16 protein-coding genes are annotated in these 19,492 nt (G+C 63.6%); 5 read left to right on the top strand and 11 right to left on the bottom strand.

What is annotated here, in order from left to right:
* Window positions 1-228 precede the first annotated feature (228 nt).
* Window positions 229-1,122, bottom strand: a complete 894-nt coding sequence (locus AC0C6X_RS07885; protein WP_173517894.1) for a LysR family transcriptional regulator — start codon at window positions 1,120-1,122, stop codon at window positions 229-231.
* Between the two features lie 113 nt (window positions 1,123-1,235).
* Here AC0C6X_RS07885 and hglS point away from each other — a divergent pair, with 113 nt between their 5' ends.
* From hglS to AC0C6X_RS07865, 4 genes are all read left to right on the top strand, one after another.
* The gene (gene hglS / locus AC0C6X_RS07880; protein ID WP_472952441.1) at window positions 1,236-2,636 is read left to right on the top strand and encodes a 2-oxoadipate dioxygenase/decarboxylase HglS; all 1,401 of its coding nucleotides are present in this window, start codon (window positions 1,236-1,238) and stop codon (window positions 2,634-2,636) included.
* Between the two features lie 10 nt (window positions 2,637-2,646).
* Window positions 2,647-4,068, top strand: a complete 1,422-nt coding sequence (locus AC0C6X_RS07875; protein ID WP_472952438.1) for an FAD-binding oxidoreductase — start codon at window positions 2,647-2,649, stop codon at window positions 4,066-4,068.
* A gap of 90 nt (window positions 4,069-4,158) precedes the next feature.
* On the top strand, window positions 4,159-5,691 hold the full coding sequence (gene amaB / locus AC0C6X_RS07870; RefSeq protein ID WP_173517897.1) for an L-piperidine-6-carboxylate dehydrogenase: 1,533 nt from the start codon (window positions 4,159-4,161) through the stop codon (window positions 5,689-5,691).
* Window positions 5,692-5,717: 26 nt separating this feature from the next.
* The gene (locus AC0C6X_RS07865; protein ID WP_173517898.1) at window positions 5,718-6,950 is read left to right on the top strand and encodes a pyridoxal phosphate-dependent aminotransferase; all 1,233 of its coding nucleotides are present in this window, start codon (window positions 5,718-5,720) and stop codon (window positions 6,948-6,950) included.
* 265 nt (window positions 6,951-7,215) lie between these two features.
* On the opposite strand, the gene AC0C6X_RS07860 is transcribed toward AC0C6X_RS07865, so the two are convergent.
* On the bottom strand, window positions 7,216-7,764 hold the full coding sequence (locus tag AC0C6X_RS07860) for a cupin domain-containing protein (RefSeq protein ID WP_065776817.1): 549 nt from the start codon (window positions 7,762-7,764) through the stop codon (window positions 7,216-7,218).
* A gap of 148 nt (window positions 7,765-7,912) precedes the next feature.
* Here AC0C6X_RS07860 and aptA point away from each other — a divergent pair, with 148 nt between their 5' ends.
* Window positions 7,913-9,250 (top strand): omega-aminotransferase AptA, encoded by a 1,338-nt coding sequence (gene aptA, locus AC0C6X_RS07855; RefSeq protein WP_472952434.1) that lies wholly within the window; start codon window positions 7,913-7,915, stop codon window positions 9,248-9,250.
* Window positions 9,251-9,314: 64 nt separating this feature from the next.
* On the opposite strand, the gene AC0C6X_RS07850 is transcribed toward aptA, so the two are convergent.
* The 9 genes from AC0C6X_RS07850 to AC0C6X_RS07810 all read right to left on the bottom strand — a co-directional run bounded on the left by AC0C6X_RS07850 (window position 9,315) and on the right by AC0C6X_RS07810 (window position 19,353).
* Window positions 9,315-10,580, bottom strand: coding sequence for a glycerate kinase type-2 family protein (locus AC0C6X_RS07850; RefSeq protein WP_472952432.1), 1,266 nt, complete (start codon window positions 10,578-10,580; stop codon window positions 9,315-9,317).
* A gap of 9 nt (window positions 10,581-10,589) precedes the next feature.
* On the bottom strand, window positions 10,590-10,907 hold the full coding sequence (locus tag AC0C6X_RS07845) for a Dabb family protein (protein WP_173517901.1): 318 nt from the start codon (window positions 10,905-10,907) through the stop codon (window positions 10,590-10,592).
* Between the two features lie 7 nt (window positions 10,908-10,914).
* Window positions 10,915-12,570: a GMC family oxidoreductase gene (locus AC0C6X_RS07840; RefSeq protein ID WP_472952431.1), complete on the bottom strand. Its 1,656-nt coding sequence runs from the start codon at window positions 12,568-12,570 to the stop codon at window positions 10,915-10,917.
* Window positions 12,571-12,671: 101 nt separating this feature from the next.
* Window positions 12,672-13,451, bottom strand: coding sequence for a 3-ketoacyl-ACP reductase (locus AC0C6X_RS07835; RefSeq protein ID WP_472952429.1), 780 nt, complete (start codon window positions 13,449-13,451; stop codon window positions 12,672-12,674).
* Window positions 13,448-14,947 (bottom strand): FAD-dependent oxidoreductase, encoded by a 1,500-nt coding sequence (locus AC0C6X_RS07830; protein ID WP_472952427.1) that lies wholly within the window; start codon window positions 14,945-14,947, stop codon window positions 13,448-13,450. The genes AC0C6X_RS07835 and AC0C6X_RS07830 overlap by 4 nt, the downstream gene beginning before the upstream one ends.
* A 6-nt stretch (window positions 14,948-14,953) precedes the next feature.
* A complete protein-coding gene (locus AC0C6X_RS07825) occupies window positions 14,954-16,069 on the bottom strand; it encodes an ABC transporter ATP-binding protein (protein WP_173517905.1) in 1,116 nt (371 codons plus the stop codon).
* A gap of 4 nt (window positions 16,070-16,073) precedes the next feature.
* Complete coding sequence (locus AC0C6X_RS07820) at window positions 16,074-16,955, bottom strand: carbohydrate ABC transporter permease (protein WP_173517906.1); 882 nt, start codon at window positions 16,953-16,955, stop codon at window positions 16,074-16,076.
* A complete protein-coding gene (locus tag AC0C6X_RS07815; RefSeq protein ID WP_173517907.1) occupies window positions 16,955-17,833 on the bottom strand; it encodes a carbohydrate ABC transporter permease in 879 nt (292 codons plus the stop codon). Before AC0C6X_RS07815 ends, AC0C6X_RS07820 begins: the two co-directional genes overlap by 1 nt.
* 275 nt (window positions 17,834-18,108) lie before the next feature.
* Window positions 18,109-19,353 (bottom strand): ABC transporter substrate-binding protein, encoded by a 1,245-nt coding sequence (locus tag AC0C6X_RS07810; protein ID WP_472952424.1) that lies wholly within the window; start codon window positions 19,351-19,353, stop codon window positions 18,109-18,111.
* Window positions 19,354-19,492: the final 139 nt, after the last annotated feature.

Genomic DNA, 19,492 nt, shown 5'->3' with positions numbered 1-19,492 from the left:
GAAAATGGCATTTTTTAGCCGTGGTGCCAACAGCTTGCAAGGATTGCTCATATAAGTTTGGACGATTTGCGCACAGACGAATCAAGCCGAAACCGGCCGCTAAACACGCCCCCAATGGCACTTCGATACAGCTCTCTCAATTGCCCTCTTCTCAAGCTTCATCGCGGATGGCAGACGAGGCGAAACGTGAAGCGGCGAGGAAGGTTCCCTCGATTTGCAGAAAATCCGTCAGCCTACCTGCTCGGTAATCCACTCCCGGAAGGCCAGGCTGATGGGGTTTTCGAGTTTGCCCTCGGGCACGGCGAGATAGTAGCTGTTTTCCGTCTTCATCGGCCGGTCGAGCACGATGCTGAGCGTGCCGGCGGCAATTTCCTGTTCGATCAGGTAACGTGGCAGCAGCGCAAAACCGAGGCCCGCCGTCGCCGCTTCGATCACCATGGAGAACTGGTCGAAGCGGTTGCCGCGATAGGCGCCGCGGCCGTCCATGTCGTTCGCCTCGAACCATTGCGCCCAGAGCTTGGGACGCGTGGCGAGGTGCAGCAACGGGCCGGCGACGAGATCCTCGGGAGTCTTGACCGGATGGTTCGCCAAGAGGGCGGGGCTTGCAGCGGGCACGATGATCTCGCTGCAGAGATAGCTGCAGGTGGCGCGCGCCCAGACCGGTTGGCCGTAGTGGATGGCGAGATCGAAGTTCTGTTCGTCGAAATCGAAAGGCGCGGAACGGGAGGCGATGTTCAGCACCGTATCCGGATGGCGCTTGAGGAAATCGGGAAGGCGCGGCACCAGCCAGCGGCTGCCGAAGGTTGGCAGCGAGGCGATCGAGAGCGTCGAGTCCGCCCGGGCCGAAGCCATGGCGCGCACCATCAGTTCCTCGGTCTGGTTGAGGAGACGCCGAACCTCCGGCAGGAATTTTTGGCCGGCATCCGACAGGATCACCCGCTGGCGCACGCGCTCGAATAGAAGCACGCCGAGCTGGTTTTCGAGATCCTTGATCTGCCGGCTGACGGCGCTCTGGGTGAGGTTCAGTTCGGCGGCGGCCTGCGTGAAGCTGCCGTGTCGCGCCGCGCACTCGAACGCCTGCAGCGTCGTCACGTCGGGAACCAGCCTGCGGCTTAACTTCATTCCAGCCTCGCATCAACATAGTCGGAAGCAACGCGATCAATGGCCAGTTCGATCGGATATGATCCGAAATGAGAATGACCTTGTCCTTCACCCATAGCGCGAGGCGAGCCCCAGTGAAAGAGAATAGTTTCGTATCCGCCGACGACATCCGTTCGGCCTTTTCCGCAGCCATGTCGGTCATGTACCGCGAAGAGGTGCCGGCCTATGGCACGCTGATGGAACTGGTCGCCAAGGTGAACGACGATACGCTCGCCGCCGACCCGCTCCTGAAGGAGCGTCTGGATGCCACGGATTCGCTCGATCGTATCTCCGAGGAGCGCCACGGCGCGATCCGCCTGGGCACGCCGGCCGAACTCGCAATGATGCGCCGCGTCTTCGCCGTCATGGGCATGTATCCGGTCGGCTACTACGATCTGTCGACCGCCGGCGTCCCCGTCCATTCGACCGCCTTCCGCCCGGTCGGCGAGGCCGCGCTGAAGCGCAACCCGTTCCGCGTCTTCACCTCGCTGCTGCGCCTCGACCTGATCGCCGACGAAGCGCTGCGCGCCGAAGCCGAGGTCATCCTCGCCGCGCGCCAGATCTTCACCGCCGGCGCCGTGGAGCTGACGGAAAAGGCCGAGCGCGACGGCGGCCTCGACAAGGCGGACGCCGAACGTTTCGTCTCGGAAGTGCTCGAAACCTTCCGTTGGCACGACAAGGCCAATGTCAGCGCCGACATGTACAAGCGCCTGCATGACGCCCATCGCCTGATCGCCGACGTCGTCTCCTTCAAGGGGCCGCACATCAACCACCTGACGCCGCGCACGCTCGATATCGACAAGGTGCAGGCGCTGATGCCGGAATACGCCATCGCCCCGAAAGCCGTCGTCGAGGGGCCGCCGACCCGCAAGTGCCCGATCCTCCTGCGCCAGACCTCGTTCAAGGCCCTGGAAGAGCCGGTCTCCTTCAGGGATGCCGACGGCACCTGGAAGGCCGGTTCGCACACCGCCCGCTTCGGCGAGATCGAACAGCGCGGCATTGCGCTGACGCCGAAGGGCCGTGCGCTCTACGACGAGCTGCTCGACGCCTCGCGCAAGATCGTCCGCCCGGCGGCCGACGGCTCGAATGCCCGCGAATACGAAGCGGCACTCGCCAAGGCGTTCCAGCCTTTCCCCGACACCTGGGCAGGTATCCGCGAAGCCGGCCTCGGCTATTTCAGCTATTCGCTGACGGAGAAGGGCAGCAAGGCCGGCATTTCCCCGGCCCGTGACATCGAGGCGCTGATCACCGACGGCCTCGTCCAGTTCGACGCGATCGTCTACGAAGACTTCCTGCCGGTCAGCGCCGCAGGCATCTTCCAGTCGAACCTTGGCGACGGCGCCCAGCAGGAATTCGTCGCCAGCCCCAACCAGAAGCGTTTTGAAACCGATCTCGGCGCCACCGTGCTCAACGAATTCGACCACTATGCCGGCATCGAGCAGGCTTCGATCGAAAGCTGCATCCAGGCCTTGACCGGCGCGATCGCTGCGGAATGATGCTTTCGAGATGATCGAGAAACTGCACATCGACGCATTGACCGGCATCCTTGGAGACAAGGGTGTCGTCACGCGTCCTGAAGACCTGGAAGCCTACGAGACCGGGGCGCGATACGATCGCGGCCGGGCTTCGCTCGTGCTGCGGCCGGCGACGACGGAAGAAGTCTCCGCCGCTGTTGCCTATTGCGTCACGAACGGCATCGCTTTGATCCCGCAATCGGGCAACACCGGCCTCGTCTCGGGCTCGACCCCGGACCAGTCGGGTGATGAAATCGTCCTCAGCCTCGACCGGCTGACCAAGCAATTCGATCTCGACCTCGACAACCGCTCGGTGCGGCTCGATGCCGGCTTCCGGCTGTCCGATCTCAACCGGCGCCTGGAAGAGCACGGCCTGTTCTTCCCGATCGATCTCGGCGCCGACCCGCGCATCGGCGGTATGATCGCCACCAACACCGGCGGTTCGCGCTTCCTGAAGTACGGCGACGTGCGTCGCAATACGTTGGGCCTCAAGGTCGTGCTGGCGGACGAGGACGGCACCGTTCTCGACCTGCAAAGCGACCTGCGCAAGAACAACACCGGCGTCGACTGGAAACAGATTTTCTTCGGCACGTCGGGCGCCTTCGGCATCGTCACCGAATGCGTCCTGAACCTCGAGCGCCTGCCACAGCAGACGGCAACAGCGTTGCTGGTTCCCGCAAGCGGCGCCCATGTGATGCCGCTGCTCCGCGCCATGGAAGAACGCCTCGGCGCCTATCTCTCGGCTTTCGAGGGCATGTCGAAGAACGCCGTCAAAGCGGCTCTTGCCCATGTGCCGTCGCTGAAGAACCCGTTCCAGGGCGGCAATGTTCCTGATTACGTCATCCTCGCCGAGATCAGCCGCACCTGGGCACCGCGCGAGGGCGAACAGTCGCTCGACGCCGTGCTGGAATCGGCACTGGCCGAGATCTGGGAAATGGAATCGGCGCCGCTCGCCGATGCGTTCGTCGGCCCGCCGCACGAAATCTGGGCGCTGCGCCACGCCTTGTCCGAGGGCGTCAAGCACCTGGGCAAGCTGATCGCCTTCGACCTCTCCTTCCGCAGGGGTGACATCATGGCCTTCTGCGACCATATGAAGGGCGAAATGCCGGCGAAATTTCCTGACGTGACCGTCTGCGATTTCGGCCATATCGGCGACGGTGGCGTGCACTTCAACCTCGTCGTGCCGAAGGACAGCGACCTTCGCGAGGACGAGACCTTCGAACCGCGGCTTCGCGAATGGGTTTTCGCGGTCGCCGTCGAGGAGTACCACGGCAGCTTCAGCGCGGAACATGCGATCGGCCGCCGCAACCAGGCCTATTACGACTTTTATACACCAGACAAACTCAAGGACATGGCCGCAGGCCTGAAGACGCTCACCTCGCCGGGAAAGCTCGGCAGCGTGCGTTTCGGATAGGCCAGAGCGGAATGAGGAAAAGTGTGTGCGGTTTTCCGCCCGCATTCCGCTCTAACTAATGATCTAAGCCAAGAAAACGGGAGTCAGACCATGAACATCGCAACCAAGAAAGTCGACGTGACCAAGGAAGCCGCAGCGCTTCTCGAAAAGATGGGCGTCGCCAAGGAACTCTACAGCGGCGGCGACATGCCGTCCTATAGCCCGGTCACCGGCGAGAAGATCGCGAGCCTCAAGACCGTTTCGGCCGTTGAAGCCGCTGCCAAGATCGAACAGGCCCATGAAGCCTTCAAGGCCTGGCGTCTCGTTCCGGCGCCGAAGCGCGGCGAACTGATCCGCCTGCTCGGCGAAGAACTGCGCGCGTTCAAGGCCGACCTCGGCCGCCTGGTTTCGATCGAAGCCGGCAAGATCACCTCCGAAGGCCTCGGCGAAGTCCAGGAAATGATCGACATCTGCGATTTCGCCGTCGGTCTTTCCCGCCAGCTCTACGGCCTGACGATCGCCACCGAGCGCCCCGGCCACCGCATGATGGAGACCTGGCATCCGCTCGGCGTCGTCGGCGTCATCTCCGCCTTCAACTTCCCGGTCGCCGTCTGGTCGTGGAACGCAGCGCTTGCCATCGTTTGCGGCAACTCGGTCGTCTGGAAGCCGTCGGAAAAGACCCCGCTCACGGCGCTTGCCTCGCAGGCGATTTTCGAGCGTGCGCTCGCCCGCTTCGGCGACGCTCCGGCAGGCCTGTCGCAGGTGCTGATCGGCGACCGCACCGTCGGTGAAGTCCTCGTTGACAACCCGAAGGTACCGCTCGTTTCCGCCACCGGCTCCACCCGCATGGGCCGCGAAGTCGGTCCGCGCCTCGCCAAGCGCTTCGCCCGCGCCATCCTCGAACTCGGCGGCAACAATGCCGGCATCGTCTGCCCCTCGGCCGATCTCGACATGGCTTTGCGCGCCATCGCCTTCGGCGCCATGGGCACCGCCGGTCAGCGCTGCACCACCATGCGCCGCCTCTTCGTGCACGAGAGCATCTACGACCAGCTCGTTCCGCGTCTGAAGAAGGCCTATGGCTCGGTATCGGTCGGCAACCCGCTGGAAACGACGGCCCTCGTCGGCCCGCTCGTCGACAAGGCTGCCTTTGACGGCATGCAGAAGGCGATCGGTGAAGCGAAGTCGCACGGCGGCACCGTCACCGGCGGCGAACGCGTCGAGCTCGGCTATGACAACGGCTACTACGTCAAGCCCGCGCTGGTCGAAATGCCGAAGCAGGCTGGCCCGGTTCTCGAAGAAACCTTCGCGCCGATCCTCTACGTCATGAAGTACAGCGACTTCGACGCGGTTCTCGCCGACCACAATGCGGTCGCAGCCGGCCTGTCGTCGTCGATCTTCACCCGCGACATGCAGGAATCGGAACGCTTCCTCGCCGTCGACGGCTCGGATTGCGGTATCGCCAATGTCAACATCGGCACCTCGGGCGCCGAAATCGGCGGCGCCTTCGGCGGTGAGAAGGAAACCGGCGGTGGCCGCGAATCCGGTTCGGACTCGTGGAAGGCCTATATGCGTCGTGCCACCAACACGGTGAACTATTCGAAGGCTCTGCCGCTGGCGCAGGGCGTGTCGTTCGACATCGAATAATCGGCGCACCCAACTAGGATTCGACCATGACCATCAACGCAACGGTCAAGGAGGCGGGCTTTCAGCCCGCCTCGCGGATCTCCTCGATCGGGGTGTCCGAAATCCTCAAGATCGGTGCCCGCGCGCAAGCCATGAAGCGCGAAGGCAAGCCGGTGATCATCCTCGGTGCGGGCGAGCCGGACTTCGACACGCCCGACTACGTCAAGGACGCCGCCTGCGAAGCGATCCGGCGCGGTGAAACGAAGTACACGGCGCTCGACGGCACGCCGGAACTGAAGAAGGCGATCCGCGAAAAGTTCCAGCGCGAGAACGGCCTTGCCTACGAGCAGGACGAGATCACGGTGGCGACCGGCGCCAAGCAGATCCTGTTCAACGCCATGATGGCGTCGATCAATCCCGGCGACGAAGTGATCATCCCGACGCCCTACTGGACCTCCTATTCGGATATCGTCCAGATCTGCGAAGGCAAGCCGGTTCTGATCCCCTGCGACGCCTCGTCCGGCTTCCGGCTGACCGCCGACAAGCTCGAAGCAGCCATCACGCCTAGGACGCGTTGGGTGCTCCTGAACTCGCCGTCGAACCCCTCGGGTGCCGCCTACGGCGCTGCCGACTACCGGCCGCTGCTCGATGTTCTCCTGACGCATCCGCGTGTGTGGCTGCTGGTCGACGACATGTACGAGCACATCGTCTATGACGGCCTCCGCTTCGTCACCCCGGCCCAGCTCGAGCCCCGCCTCAAAGACCGGACGCTCACGGTCAACGGCGTCTCCAAGGCCTATGCCATGACCGGCTGGCGTATCGGCTATGCCGGTGGCCCGCGCGACCTGATCAAGGCGATGGCCGTCGTCCAGAGCCAGGCGACCTCCTGCCCCTCCTCCGTCAGCCAGGCCGCATCCGTTGCCGCGCTGACCGGTCCGCAGGAGTTCCTGAAAGAGCGCACGGCCAGCTTCCAGCGCCGCCGCGATCTCGTCGTGAGCGCCCTCAACGCCATCGACGGCCTCGACTGCCGCGTCCCGGAAGGCGCCTTCTACACCTTCTCCGGCTGCGCCGGCATGCTCGGCAGGGTCACGCCCTCGGGCAAGAAGATCGAAACGGATGCGGACTTCTGCGCCTACCTGCTCGACGACGCCCATGTGGCTGTCGTACCGGGTTCGGCCTTCGGCCTGTCGCCCTTCTTCCGCATCTCCTATGCGACCTCGGAAGCGGAGCTGAAGGAAGCGCTGAAACGCATCGCCGACGCCTGCGCACGGCTTTCGTAACGGGCTGATTGGCCCCTCACCCTAGCCCTCTCCCCGCAAGCGGGGCGAGGGGACGGTCGAGACCGCCGCACCAACACTTTCTCACCTGCAAAGACAGGTTTTGTGGTTGGCGTCGCTTCCTAAGAAGCAACTCCACAACTCCACAGGAGAGGGATTGGGGAGCACGCCTCATGTCCCTTCTCCCCGTCAAAACGGGGAGAAGGTCGCGGCAGCGGGATGAGGGGCATTCTCCCACTCCACCGCTGCGATTAAGCGGTCCCTACCCTCAAAACGTCGGCGGCGTACAGGCGCTGATCACCTCGCAGGGCACCGGCCCGACGCAGCGAAACCGATGGGGCCGCCGGCTTTCGAAGTAATAGGCATCCCCCGGCCCGAGGATCCGCCGCTCGTCATCGACCGTCACTTCGATGCGGCCTGAAAGCACGATTCCCCCCTCCTCGCCATCATGCACCAGCGGCACCTTTCCGGTGTCGGCGCCCGGCTGGTAGCATTCCTTCAGGATCTGCAGGCTGCGGCCGAAGAGGTTTTCGCCGATCTGGCGATAGGAAATCGGCCCCTTGCCGATCTCGACCAACTCCTCCGCCGCATAGAACGCCTTGCGCGGCTTCTCCGGCTCGAAGGAGAAGAACTCCGCCAACCCGATCGGTATCCCGTCGAGAATGCGCTTCAGCGCGCCGACAGAAGGGTTGGAGGCGTTCGACTCGATCAGCGAGATGGTCGAGTTGGTGACGCCGGCGCGCTTGGCGAGTTCGCGTTGCGACAGGTTGTGCATGAGTCTCAGATGGCGAAGCCGGTTTCCGATATCGACGCTCATGGGCGCTCAGGTCCCTGTTCAGGTTGTTCGGAATAGCGCAAACCAGCCACTCCTGCATTATGAAAATCAATGACTTAACTGACAGCAGAAAAGGACTTGTTTGGCAAATCAAATCATGGCGTCAATCGCCGCATTTCAGGAGGATGCCATGAACCAGCACACCAAACCCAACGCCCCCGTTCTCGATAGCTATTGGATGCCCTTTACCGCCAACCGGCAGTTCAAGGCGGCACCCAGGCTGCTCGCCTCGGCCGAGGGCATGCACTACACCAGTGTCGACGGACGGACGATCCTCGACGGCACCGCCGGGCTCTGGTGCGTCAATGCCGGCCACGGTCGCCGCCAGATCGCCGCTGCTGTCGAGCGCCAGCTTTCGACCATGGATTTCGCCCCCTCCTTCCAGATGGGCCACCCGATCGCCTTCGATTTTGCCGAACGCCTTGCCGAGATCGCGCCAGGCCCGGAAGGCCAGAAGCTCGACCGCGTATTCTTCACCGGCTCAGGTTCTGAATCGGTCGATACCGCCCTGAAGATCGCGATCGCCTACCAGCGCGCCATCGGCCAGGGCACCCGCACGCGCCTCATTGGCCGCGAGCGCGGCTATCACGGCGTCGGCTTCGGCGGCATTTCGGTCGGCGGCATCCTCAACAACCGCCGCGTCTTCCCGCAACTGCCGGGTTCCGACCATCTGCGCCATACCCATGACCTTGCCAAGAATGCCTTCGTCAAGGGCCAGCCGGAACACGGCGCCGAGCTTGCCGACGACCTCGAGCGGCTGGTCGCGCTGCACGGCGCCGAGACCATCGCCGCCTGCATCATCGAACCGGTCGCCGGCTCGACCGGCGTGCTGATCCCGCCGAAGGGTTACCTCGAGCGACTGCGCACCATCTGCGACAAGCACGGCATCCTGCTGATCTTCGACGAAGTGATCACCGGCTTTGGCCGTCTGGGCGCCGCGTTCGCCACCGATTTCTTCGGCGTGGCGCCGGATCTGGTGACGACGGCCAAGGGCCTCACCAACGGCGCGATCCCGATGGGCGCGGTCTTTGCCAGCCGCAAGGTGCATGACGCGCTGATGCACGGCCCGGAAGGTCAGATCGAGCTCTTCCACGGCTACACCTATTCCGGCCACCCGGCCGCCTGCGCCGCCGGCATCGCCACGCTCGACATCTACCGTGACGAGGGCCTGATGACCCGCGCCGCCGAGCTGCAGGACGCCTGGCACGATGCCATGCATTCGTTGAAGGGCCTGCCGCATGTCATCGACATCCGCACGATCGGCCTCATCGCCGGCATCGAACTGCAATCGCGTGATGGCGCGATCGGCGCCCGCGCCTATGACGTCTTCGTCGATTGCTTCGAGAAGGGTCTGCTGATCCGCGTCACCGGCGACATCATCGCCTTCTCGCCGCCGCTGATTGCCGAGGAGAAGCATTTCGGCGAAATCGTCTCGATCCTTGGCGATGCGCTGAAGCGCGCCAAGTAACACGACCAACAAATGGCCGCTGTCCTCGTGGGCAGCGGCCTGACTATTCAACTGACGAATCCGGCTAACGGATCAGCAACGCCCGGAAATCGTTGACGTTCGTTCCGGTCGGTCCGGGCACGAACAGATCGCCACTCGCGGCAAAGGCCGACCAAGCATCATGACGGGCGAGATGCAGGCGCGGATCGATACCGGCGGCGCGCATGCGGGTTATGCTCTCGCCATCGGCAAACGCCCCGGCATTGTCTTCCGAACCGTCAATTCCATCCGTATCCGCGGCAAGCGCATCGATGCCTGCAACACCATCGATGTCGAGCGCCAGCGACAGCAGCAATTCGCTGTTGCGGCCGCCCTTGCCATACTCCTTGCCGGAGATCGTCACCGTCGTCTCGCCGCCGGAAAGCAGCACCACCGGCTTGTCGAAGGGGCGATGCCGGAGCGCCACCTCGCGCGCCAGCGCCGCATGCATGCGGCCGATGTCGCTGGCCTCGCCTTCGATCGCATCGGAAAGGATGCGCGCCTCGATGCCGAGCTGCCGCGCCTTGGCGGCGGCCGCCTCCAGCGACACGCTGGCCGAAGCGATTACATGGCAACGATGCCCGGCGAACCGGGGATCATCCGGATCGGGCGCTGCGGCCGCTTCCGAGCGCAGATGCGCCATCACGCCATCCGGAAGCTGCATCCGGTAGCGGGTGACGATGTCGAGCGCCTCGTCCGCCGTGCTGCGGTCCGGAACGGTCGGACCGGAGGCGACGAAGGCCGGGTTGTCACCGGGCACGTCGGAGACCACAAGGCTGACGACGCGCGCCGGGAAAGCCGCTGCGGCAAGCCGCCCGCCCTTGATCCGTGACACGTGTTTGCGCACGACGTTCATCGCCGAGATCGGCGCGCCCGAGGCGAGCAGCGCCCTGTTGACAGCGATCTCATCGGCAAGCGTCAACCCCGCGGGCGGCGCCGGCAACAAGGCAGAGCCGCCGCCGGAGATCAAGGCGATGACGAGATCGTCGGCGGTCAGGCCCGCCACGGCCTTGAGCAAGGTATCCGATGCGGCAAGTCCCGCCTCATCCGGCACCGGATGGGCGGATTGCAGCACCGTAATCCGCTCGCAATGCTCCACCGGCCCATGACGCGCCACCACGGTGCCACTGTAGGGATGCTCCCAGAGCTTCTCGAAGGCCGCCGCCATCTGGCTTGCCGCCTTGCCGGCACCGACGACGACCGCCCGCCCCTTCGGCGGTTCGGGCAGATGCGCCTTGAGCGCCTCATAGGGATCGGCGGCTCTGACGGCCGCCTCGAAAAGCCGGGTCAGGAACGGGCGCGCTTCAAACATGACTTTCGCTCAATCGGCAATTTCGAGGTCGTAGACGAAGATGCCGGCGACACCGCCCTCGGCGGCAGCGACGATCTTGGCGCCGGTCTTGCGATGTTCCTCGTCTTCCAGATAGGCATCCCGCGCCGCTGCATCGGTGAAATCGACGATGAAGCCTTCGCTGAACCCCTTGTCCATGCCCACTTCCGGGCTGACATTGCCGCCGATATGGGCCGCCATGAACCCCGGCAACCGTGCTTTCAGCGCGACGATCTCGTCGAAGATCGCCACCTTGTCCTCCCTGGTGATTTCGGGCCGGAAACGAATGAAGACGCAATGGCGGATCATGGAGACCTCAACGGATATCGGCGCGGGCGCGTGGGCGGCTGTCGTTACGTTCATGGGCGAAGATCGCCGGCGGCAAGGGCTGGCGCTCGCGGATGATGTCGGCGCCCTTTTCTCCCATCATGATCGTCGGTCCGTTGGTGTTGCAGGAGGGAACCCGCGGCATCACCGAGCTGTCGCAGACCCTGAGGCCCTCGAGCCCCTGCACCTTGAGGTCGAGTCCGACCACAGCCGAGGCGTCCGTCCCCATCTTGCAGGTTCCAACCGGGTGGTGATCCGTCTTGGCATTGGCGCAACCATAGTCGAAGAGCTGTTCGTCGGTCGCAATCGAATTGCCCGGCAGACGCTCCGCCAGGACGAACGGCTTGAGTGCTGCCTGCTGCATGATCTCGCGGGCGATCTTCAGGCCCTCGATCGACATCTTGCGGTCATGCGGGTCTTCCCAGTAGTTGGGATCGATCAGCGGCGCTACCGCCGGATCGGACGCTGACAGCCGCACGGTGCCGCGCGAGCGCGGGTGCAGGTAAGCGGAGTTGAGCGTGACGCCGGCGTTCTTCAGCTTCTCGACGCCCGCCTCGATGCCGGACCCAAGGCCCAGATGAAACTGGATGTCCGGCGAGCGGGCATCGGGGTCGGCGTACCAGAAGCCGCCAGTCTCGAAGAGCGAAGAGGCCACCGGTCCGGAGCGGAACAGCACATATTGCAGCCCTGCCCATAGCGTACGATGAAGTTTCGCCACGCCGTCATAGGTGTGGTCGCCGGTGCATTCGGAAATCACGAAGAGATCGAGGTGATCCTGAAGATTGCCGCCGACCCCGGGCAGATCGTGCTTCACCTGGACACCCACCGATTTCAGGTGATCGGCTGGCCCGATGCCGGATTGCAACAAGAGCTTCGGGGAGCCTATGGCACCGGAGGAAACGAGCACTTCACGCTCGGCCCGGATCACTTCGCTGCCCTTGCCGGTGACGACCTCGACGCCGACGGCGCGCGTACCTTCGAGCACGATCCGCGCGACACGCGCACCGGTCCGGACCGTCAGGTTGCGGCGGTTCTTGATCGGCGAGAGGTAGGCAAGCGATGCGCTCGACCGGCGGCGATTGCGCTGGGTGAGCTGGTAGAAGCCGACGCCCGCCTGCTGGCGTCCGTTGAAATCATGGTTGTAGGGAATGCCGAGTTCCTGGCCGGCGCGGATATAGGCGTCGCAGATCGGCAGCGCCGCGACCGGCATCGAAACACCGAGCGGCCCGCCATAGGCATGGTAATCGTCGGCGAAGCGCTGGTTGTCCTCGGCGCGCTTGAAATAGGGAAGCACGCTCCGATAATCCCAGCCGCTGCAGCCGTCCTCGGACGCCCATAGGTCGTAATCGGCGGCATTGCCGCGCGTATAGAGCTGGGCATTGATCGACGAGCCGCCGCCGATCACCTTGGCCTGGGTATAGCGCAGCACCCTGCCCTTCATGTGTTTTTGCGGCACCGTGTGCCAGCCCCAGCTCGCGACCCCCTTGGTCATCTTGGCAAAGCCCGCCGGCATATGGAACAGCGGGTTCCAGTCGCCGCCGCCGGCCTCCAGCAGCAGGACACGAACCGAAGGATCCTCCGAGAGGCGATTGGCAAGAACGCAGCCGGCCGGACCGGCGCCGGTGATGATGTAGTCGTAGCTCATTCCCTGTCTTCCTCCGCCGCCGTAATTTGGAACGTTCCAAATTTTCGACGTGATAATTCCAAAACCTGCCCGCTTGCGAGCGTCAAAGTCCTGCCTGTTCCCTAGAGCCGGCCGATCGAAAGACCGCCATCCGCCTGGATGACCGAGCCCGTTGCAAAGCCGAATTTACCGCCGGCAAGCCCGGCCACCATGTTGCCGATATCCTCGGCCTCGCCCCAACGCCGCATCGGCACCAGTCCGCCATCGATCAGGGCGTCGTATTTCGCCGAAACGCCGGCGGTCATGTCGGAGCGGATGATGCCGGGCCGGATCTCGAAGACGGAGATCCCGGTATTGGCGAGCCGGAGCGCCAGCCCCTGGCTGAAGGCGGCAAGGCCGGCCTTGGTCACGCAATAGTCGAGCCGCTCCGGCGAGCTCATCGTCGCCGAAACCGAGGTGATGTTGATGATCGACCGCGGCGTCACGTCCGTCGGATCGGTCAGCATCGAAACCAGCACGGCCTGGGTGAAGAACACCGTGCCGCGCAGGTTGGTGGCGACGATCGTGTCGAAGTTCTCCGGCAGCAGATCGAGGAAGTCTCCCCGGACCACCGAGGCGATGCCGGCATTGTTGACGAGGCAGCGGATCGGGCCGAGCTCGGCGCGGACCCGCTCGACGGTCGCGGCATGGCCGCTGACATCGGCGAGGTTCGCCTCGATGTAGATGGCCCGGCCGCGATCGCCCGAAAGGTCGGATAGCGTCTGAGCGGTCGTGGCGTCTGCGGCACCGAGGCCGGTGATGGCGATATCGAAACCTTCTCGGGCAAGCGCACGGGCAATGCCGAGACCGATGCCGCGGCGGCCGCCGGTGACGATGGCGACAGGACGCGTCGATGACGTCATGAGCGGAACTCCCTCGTGGCGATATGGTCGGCGACGCGCAGCGCCTGGGCGGCGACCGTCAACGCCGGGTTGACGGCCGCAGACGTCGGCAGGAAACCGGCGTCGACGACGAAGAGGTTCGGATGGTCGAAGGCCCGGCAATAGGGATCGAGCGGCGCATCCTTGGGATCATTGCCCATCCGCACCGTTCCGCACTGATGCGATGGCGTCCGCTTGTCGAAGGCCTGGGAAAGCACGATCGGATAGCCGGCGGCCTTGAAGTGCGCGCGCATCTTCGCTTCGAGCCCGGAGAGCGCCTCCATGTTCGAGCGCCGCCACTGCATGATGATGCCCTTGCCGTCGACCATGATGCGGCTTTCCGGATTCGGCAGGTCCTCCGTCATCATGTACCAGTCGACCGCATGGCCGGCCATGAAGTCGAAGGCGAAGCGCGGCGCCCAGAGTGGCGCATTGGCCTTGAGGATGTCGCCGTTGATCTTGCCGAGAAGCTGGACATTGCCAAGCGGCAAGCCGTCCCGGCCGCCGGTCAGGTAATAATCGTTCAGCATCAGCGTCTTCTGGTAGATGCTGTCATTGCGCCGGAACGGATTGATCGCCAGCATGGCACTGCAATTGTGGTTCATGAAGTTGCGGCCGACCTGGTCGGAAGCGTTGGCAAGCCCCTTGCCGTCGCCGGAGCGCAGCAGGATCGCAGCCGAGTTGATTGCGCCTGCCGACAGGATCACCAGCTTTGGCGACAGGCGCTTCTTTTCGCCCCTGTGGGTGTAATGGATCGCCTCGATCCGGCCACCCGGCCCCGCCTCCAGCGTGTCGACATGGGCGGAGGTGATCAGCTCGACATTGGGATCCTTCAGCGCCGAGGCAAGCGATGCGGTCTCGGCATCCCTCTTGCCTTCACCGGTATTGGGAAAACCATCCCACGGCGTGCGCCCGCCGGCCAGCCACGTGTCGATGTCGACACCGAGCGGCAGCGTCGCCGGGTTGAGCCCCTGCGCCTTCAGCTCGGCGCGAGCACGTGCAATCGCCGGCTCGTCCGGTACAGGTCCGTGAGGATAAGGCGTGGTGTGGAACGGCTCCGTCGGATCCTCGCCCAATGCGCCGCGCACCTCGAACAATTGCTCGGCCTTGCCGTACCACGGCTCCAGCTCCTCATAGGGAAAGGGCCAGGCCGGCGAAACACCGCCAAGGTGCTGCATCTCGGTAAAGTCCTCGGCGCGATAGCGCAGCAGTACCGCGCCGAAGAGCTTGGAATTTCCGCCGACGAAATAGAAATTTCCCGGATTGAATTCGGTACCATCCGGTTCACGCCACATCTCTCTCGGCCGGAAGTGGCCCTTGACGAAGATCGAGTTGTAGCTTCGCGCATCCGGCGTATCGGGCAGCCGTTCGCCGCGCTCGAGTATGGCGATGCGGGCACCGGAGCCGGCGAGCCCCGCCGCAATGGTGGAGCCGCCGATCCCCGAGCCGATGATGACGATGTCCGGCTGCGTCTGCATCGTCGGTTACGCGATCCGCTGCTGGCTCTGCGGATCGAAGAACACCGCCTTGTCGAGGTTGAAGGCGAGCCGCGAGGTCTGGCCCGGCGCAATGCGGGCATCGGCCCTGAGCCGGGCAACGATCTCCTTGCCGCCGAGACGGGTAACCGCAAAGGTGTCGGAACCGGCCGGCTCCACCACCTCGATCAGGCAATCGCCCTCTACGACCACCTTGGCATTGCGGTCGGCGCCGTCTGGATCGGTCAGTGCTTCCGGACGAATGCCGAAAACGACGTCCTTGCCGGCATAGGCCGAGAGCGCGCCATTGGCATGCGGCACCGCAAGCTTCAGCGGCTCGGAATTCGGACGCGCCAGCGCCACGGCGATATCGTTGCCGCTCTTTTCGATTCGTGCAGTCAGGAGGTTCATCGCCGGCGACCCCATGAAGTCGGCGACGAACATGTTGGCCGGGTTGTTGTAGATCTCGGCCGGCGTTCCGAACTGCTGCAGCACGCCATCCTTCAAGACGGCGATCTTCGTCGCCAGCGTCATCGCCTCGATCTGATCGTGGGTGACGTAGACGATCGTCGTCTTCATGCGGCTGTGCAGCCGTTTGATCTCGGTGCGCATGTCGACGCGCAGCTTGGCATCGAGGTTCGACAACGGCTCGTCGAACAGGAAGACCTGCGGGTTGCGCACGAGAGCCCGGCCCATGGCGACGCGCTGACGCTGACCGCCGGAAAGCTGGCTCGGTTTGCGGTCGAGCAGATGGCCGATCTGCAGCATGTCCGCGACCTGCTTGATCGCCTTCTCGCGCTCCTCCTTCGGCACGCCGCGGATTTCCATGCCGAAGGCGATGTTTCCGGCGACCGTCATGTTCGGATAGAGCGCATAGGACTGGAACACCATGGCGATGTCACGCTTCGACGGGTGCAGGTCGGCGACCGAGCGTCCGTTGATGGCGATGTCGCCCGAGGTGATCGGCTCCAGTCCGGCAATGGTGTTGAGCAAGGTCGACTTGCCGCAGCCGGAGGGGCCGACAAGCACCAGGAAGCCACCCTTCTCGATCTCCAGGTTGATGTCCTTGAGTATCTCGAGCGAGCCGTAGGATTTGCGCAGGTTGGTGATTTTCAAGAAAGACATGAGCTTATCCTTTCACGGCGCCCGACATCAGCCCGCGCACGAAGTAACGGCCGGACACGATGTAGACGATGAGCGTTGGCAGGGCGGCGAGGATCGCGCCCGCGAAGTGGACATTGTATTCCTTGACGCCTGTCGAGGACGAAACGAGGTTGTTGAGCGCGACCGTCATCGGCGTCGAATAGGGGCCGGAGAAGGAGGCGCCGAACAGGAAGTCGTTCCAGATGTTGGTGAACTGCCAGATGACCGAGACGACGATGATCGGGCCCGAGGACGGCAGCAGGATGCGCCAGAAGATCTGGAAGAAGCTGGCACCATCAATCTGCGCCGCGCGCACCAGTTCAGTCGGGAAGGCCTCGTAGTAGTTGCGGAAATAGAGCGTCGTGAAGCCGATGCCGTAAACCACATGCACCATGATCAGGCCCCAGATCGACCCGGCGAGCCCCAGGATACCGAGGATGCGCGCCATCGGGATCAACACGATCTGGAACGGGATGAAGCAGGAGAGCAGCAGCATGCCGAAGAAGATGTTGGCGCCGGGGAAGCGCCACTTCGTCAGCACGTAGCCGTTCAGCGCGCCGACGATCGTCGAGATCGCCACGGCCGGCACCACCATCAGGATCGAGTTGATGAAGAACGGCTTGAGGCCGGTCGGCTGCACGCCGATCTGCGCCGTCGACCAGGCCGAGAGCCAGGGCTCGACCGTCCAGGTCTGCGGCAGGTTGAGCATGCCGCCCTGGCGGATCTCGTCGAGCGGCTTCAGCGAGTTCACCACCATCACGTAAAGCGGCAGCAGCGAATAGAGCGCGAAGAGGATCAGCGCCGTGTAAATCAGCGCTCGCGTCAGGCGATTGTGCGAGATGACATTGTCTGGGCTCGGAGCGCTCATCAGCGTTTTCCTCCGCGGATTTCGGAATAGAGATAGGGAATGATGATCGAGAAGATCATCACCAGCATGATGATCGCCGAGGACGCACCGATGCCCATCTGGTTACGGGTAAACGTGTAGGAATACATGAAGGTCGCCGGCAGCTCGGTCGCCTGGCCCGGACCGCCGCCGGTCAAGGCGATGATCAGGTCGTAGGCCTTGATCGCGAGATGCGCGAGAACCACGAAAGCCGAGAGGAATACGGGCCGCATCAGCGGAATGATGATCCGGCGATAGATCGTCGAGGTCTTGGCGCCGTCGATCTGCGCCGCCTTGATGATTTCGTTGTCGACGCCGCGAAGACCCGCGAGGAACATCGCCATGATGAAGCCGGTCGACTGCCAGACCGCGGCGATGACGACGCAGTAGATCGCGTAGTTGCGATCCTTGATCCAGTTGAAGGAGAAGCTCTCCCAGCCCCAGAGATGCATGGTGTTTTCAAGCCCGATGCCGGGATCGAGGAACCACTTCCAGGCGGTGCCGGTGACGATGAAGGAAAGCGCCATCGGATAGAGGTAGATCGGCCTTAGGAAGCCTTCGGCGCGGATCTTCTGGTCGAGCAGGATCGCCAGCCCCAGGCCGAGCACGGAGCAAATGGCGATATAGAGCGCGGCGAAGATCGCCAGGTTGCTCACCGCCCGCCACCAGTGCGGCAACGCCCACAGCTTCGCATAGTTGCTGAAGCCCACGAAGTTGTAGGACGGCAGCATCTTGCTGTCTGTCATCGACAGAAAGCCGGTATAGGCGATGAAGCCGTAAACAAAGACGAGGACGATAAGGAAGCTCGGGGCAAGGACCAGCTTCGGCACCAGTTCCTGCAGTCGACTGCGGCTATCCATGAACGTTCACCACTTCTGGCGCTCGGCCGTCGGGAAGCCCCTGATTTCGGCCTCTGCGCGAGGTTCTGGGTATCAGAGCGCCCCTCCCCGCGTCCCATTGGCCACGGTGGTTCGACGGCGCTTGCATGTCGAAATGGGTGTCCGGGGCGCCTGCAGCGCCGCGCGTCTTTCAAGACGCGCTAAGGTCGCTGCAACACTTAAGCTGCTGCATAATTTGTCCTTAAATCCAATAGGGATTCAAGGAATTATGCAGTATGCGCCCCGGAACAGGCCCGTTACTTCGCAGCCTCGACGGCAGCGACCAGTTCCTTGACGGCCGCTTCGGACGTCAGTTCGCCGTTGAACTCACGCGTCACGACGTCGTAGATCGCGTTCTTGACGGCAGCCGGGTTGGCATGGCCGTGCGCCATGGAACCGAAGAGCTTGCCGCTGGCATTGGCTTCGGCGAGGTCCTTGATGCCCTTCTTGCCGCAGGCGTCGAAGTCCGTGTCCGGAACGTCGGTGCGGGCCGGAACCGAGCCCTTGACGACGTTGAAGGCCGACTGGAAGGTCGGGCTTTCGATGGCCGAAGCCATGGCGAGCTGCGCCGGAACCTTGTCGTCGGAAACCTTGAACATCGCGAACTGGTCGGAGTTGAAGGTGACGGCGCCCTGCGTTCCCGGGAAGCGCATGCAGACGAAATCCGTGCCAGGCACCTTCTTGGCCTTCAGGAATTCACCCTTCGCCCAGTCGCCCATGAACTGCAGGCCGGCCTTGTTCTCGATGACCATGGCGGAAGCGAGGTTCCAGTCGCGGCCGGAGAAGTTGTCGTCGACATAGGAGCGCAGCTTCGTCATGCGGTCGAAGGCTTCCTTCATCTTGTCGCCGCCGAGCGCTGCCGGGTCGAGGTCGATGAAGGCCTGCTTGTAGAAGTCGGTGCCGAGCGAGAGCACGACGGCGTCGAAGATGGTCGCATCCTGCCAGGGCTGGCCGCCATGGGCGATCGGGGTGATACCCTGGGCCTTGAAGTTGTCGAGAAGCGCAATCAGCTCGTCCCAGTTGGTCGGCTCCTTGCCGCCGGCCTTGTCGAGTGCCGCCTTGTTGATCCAGACCCAGTTGGTCGAATGCACATTGACCGGTGCGGCGATCCAGTGGCCGTCATATTTCGAGAACTGCTGCAGGGCGGTCGGGATCACCTTGTCCCAGCCTTCCTTGGCAGCGGTCTCGTCGAGGTTACCGAGCGCGCCTTCCTTGGCCCAGTCGAGAATGTCGAAGCCGAGCATCTGCACGGCAGTCGGAGCGTTGCCTGCGGTGACGCGAGCGCGCAGAACGGTCATGGCTTCCGTACCGCCACCGCCGGCAACCGGCATGTCGGTCCAGGTGATGCCCTTGCTTTCCAGATCCTTCTTCAGAACGTCGAGTGCGGCGGCTTCGCCACCGGATGTCCACCAGTGCAGAACTTCCACGTTCTCGGCTGCGCGCGCGGCGGTGGCCGCCATCATCAGCGCCACAGCGGCCGTCGTCGTCATCAACTTGCGCATCGTTATCCTCCCGTTTGCAAGTTTTCGAGATGGAACCTCCTCCCACCCCGGAATTCGCGCCGCTCTAGCCAGCGGCTGGCCATTTAAAACGTTACAAATTCAGCAAGTCAAGCACTCCGCCTTTTTGTATTTTAGCACC

It is taken from the genome of Ensifer sp. VA4 (genome assembly GCF_055710065.1).
This window is presented reverse-complemented; position numbering and strand designations above follow the sequence as displayed.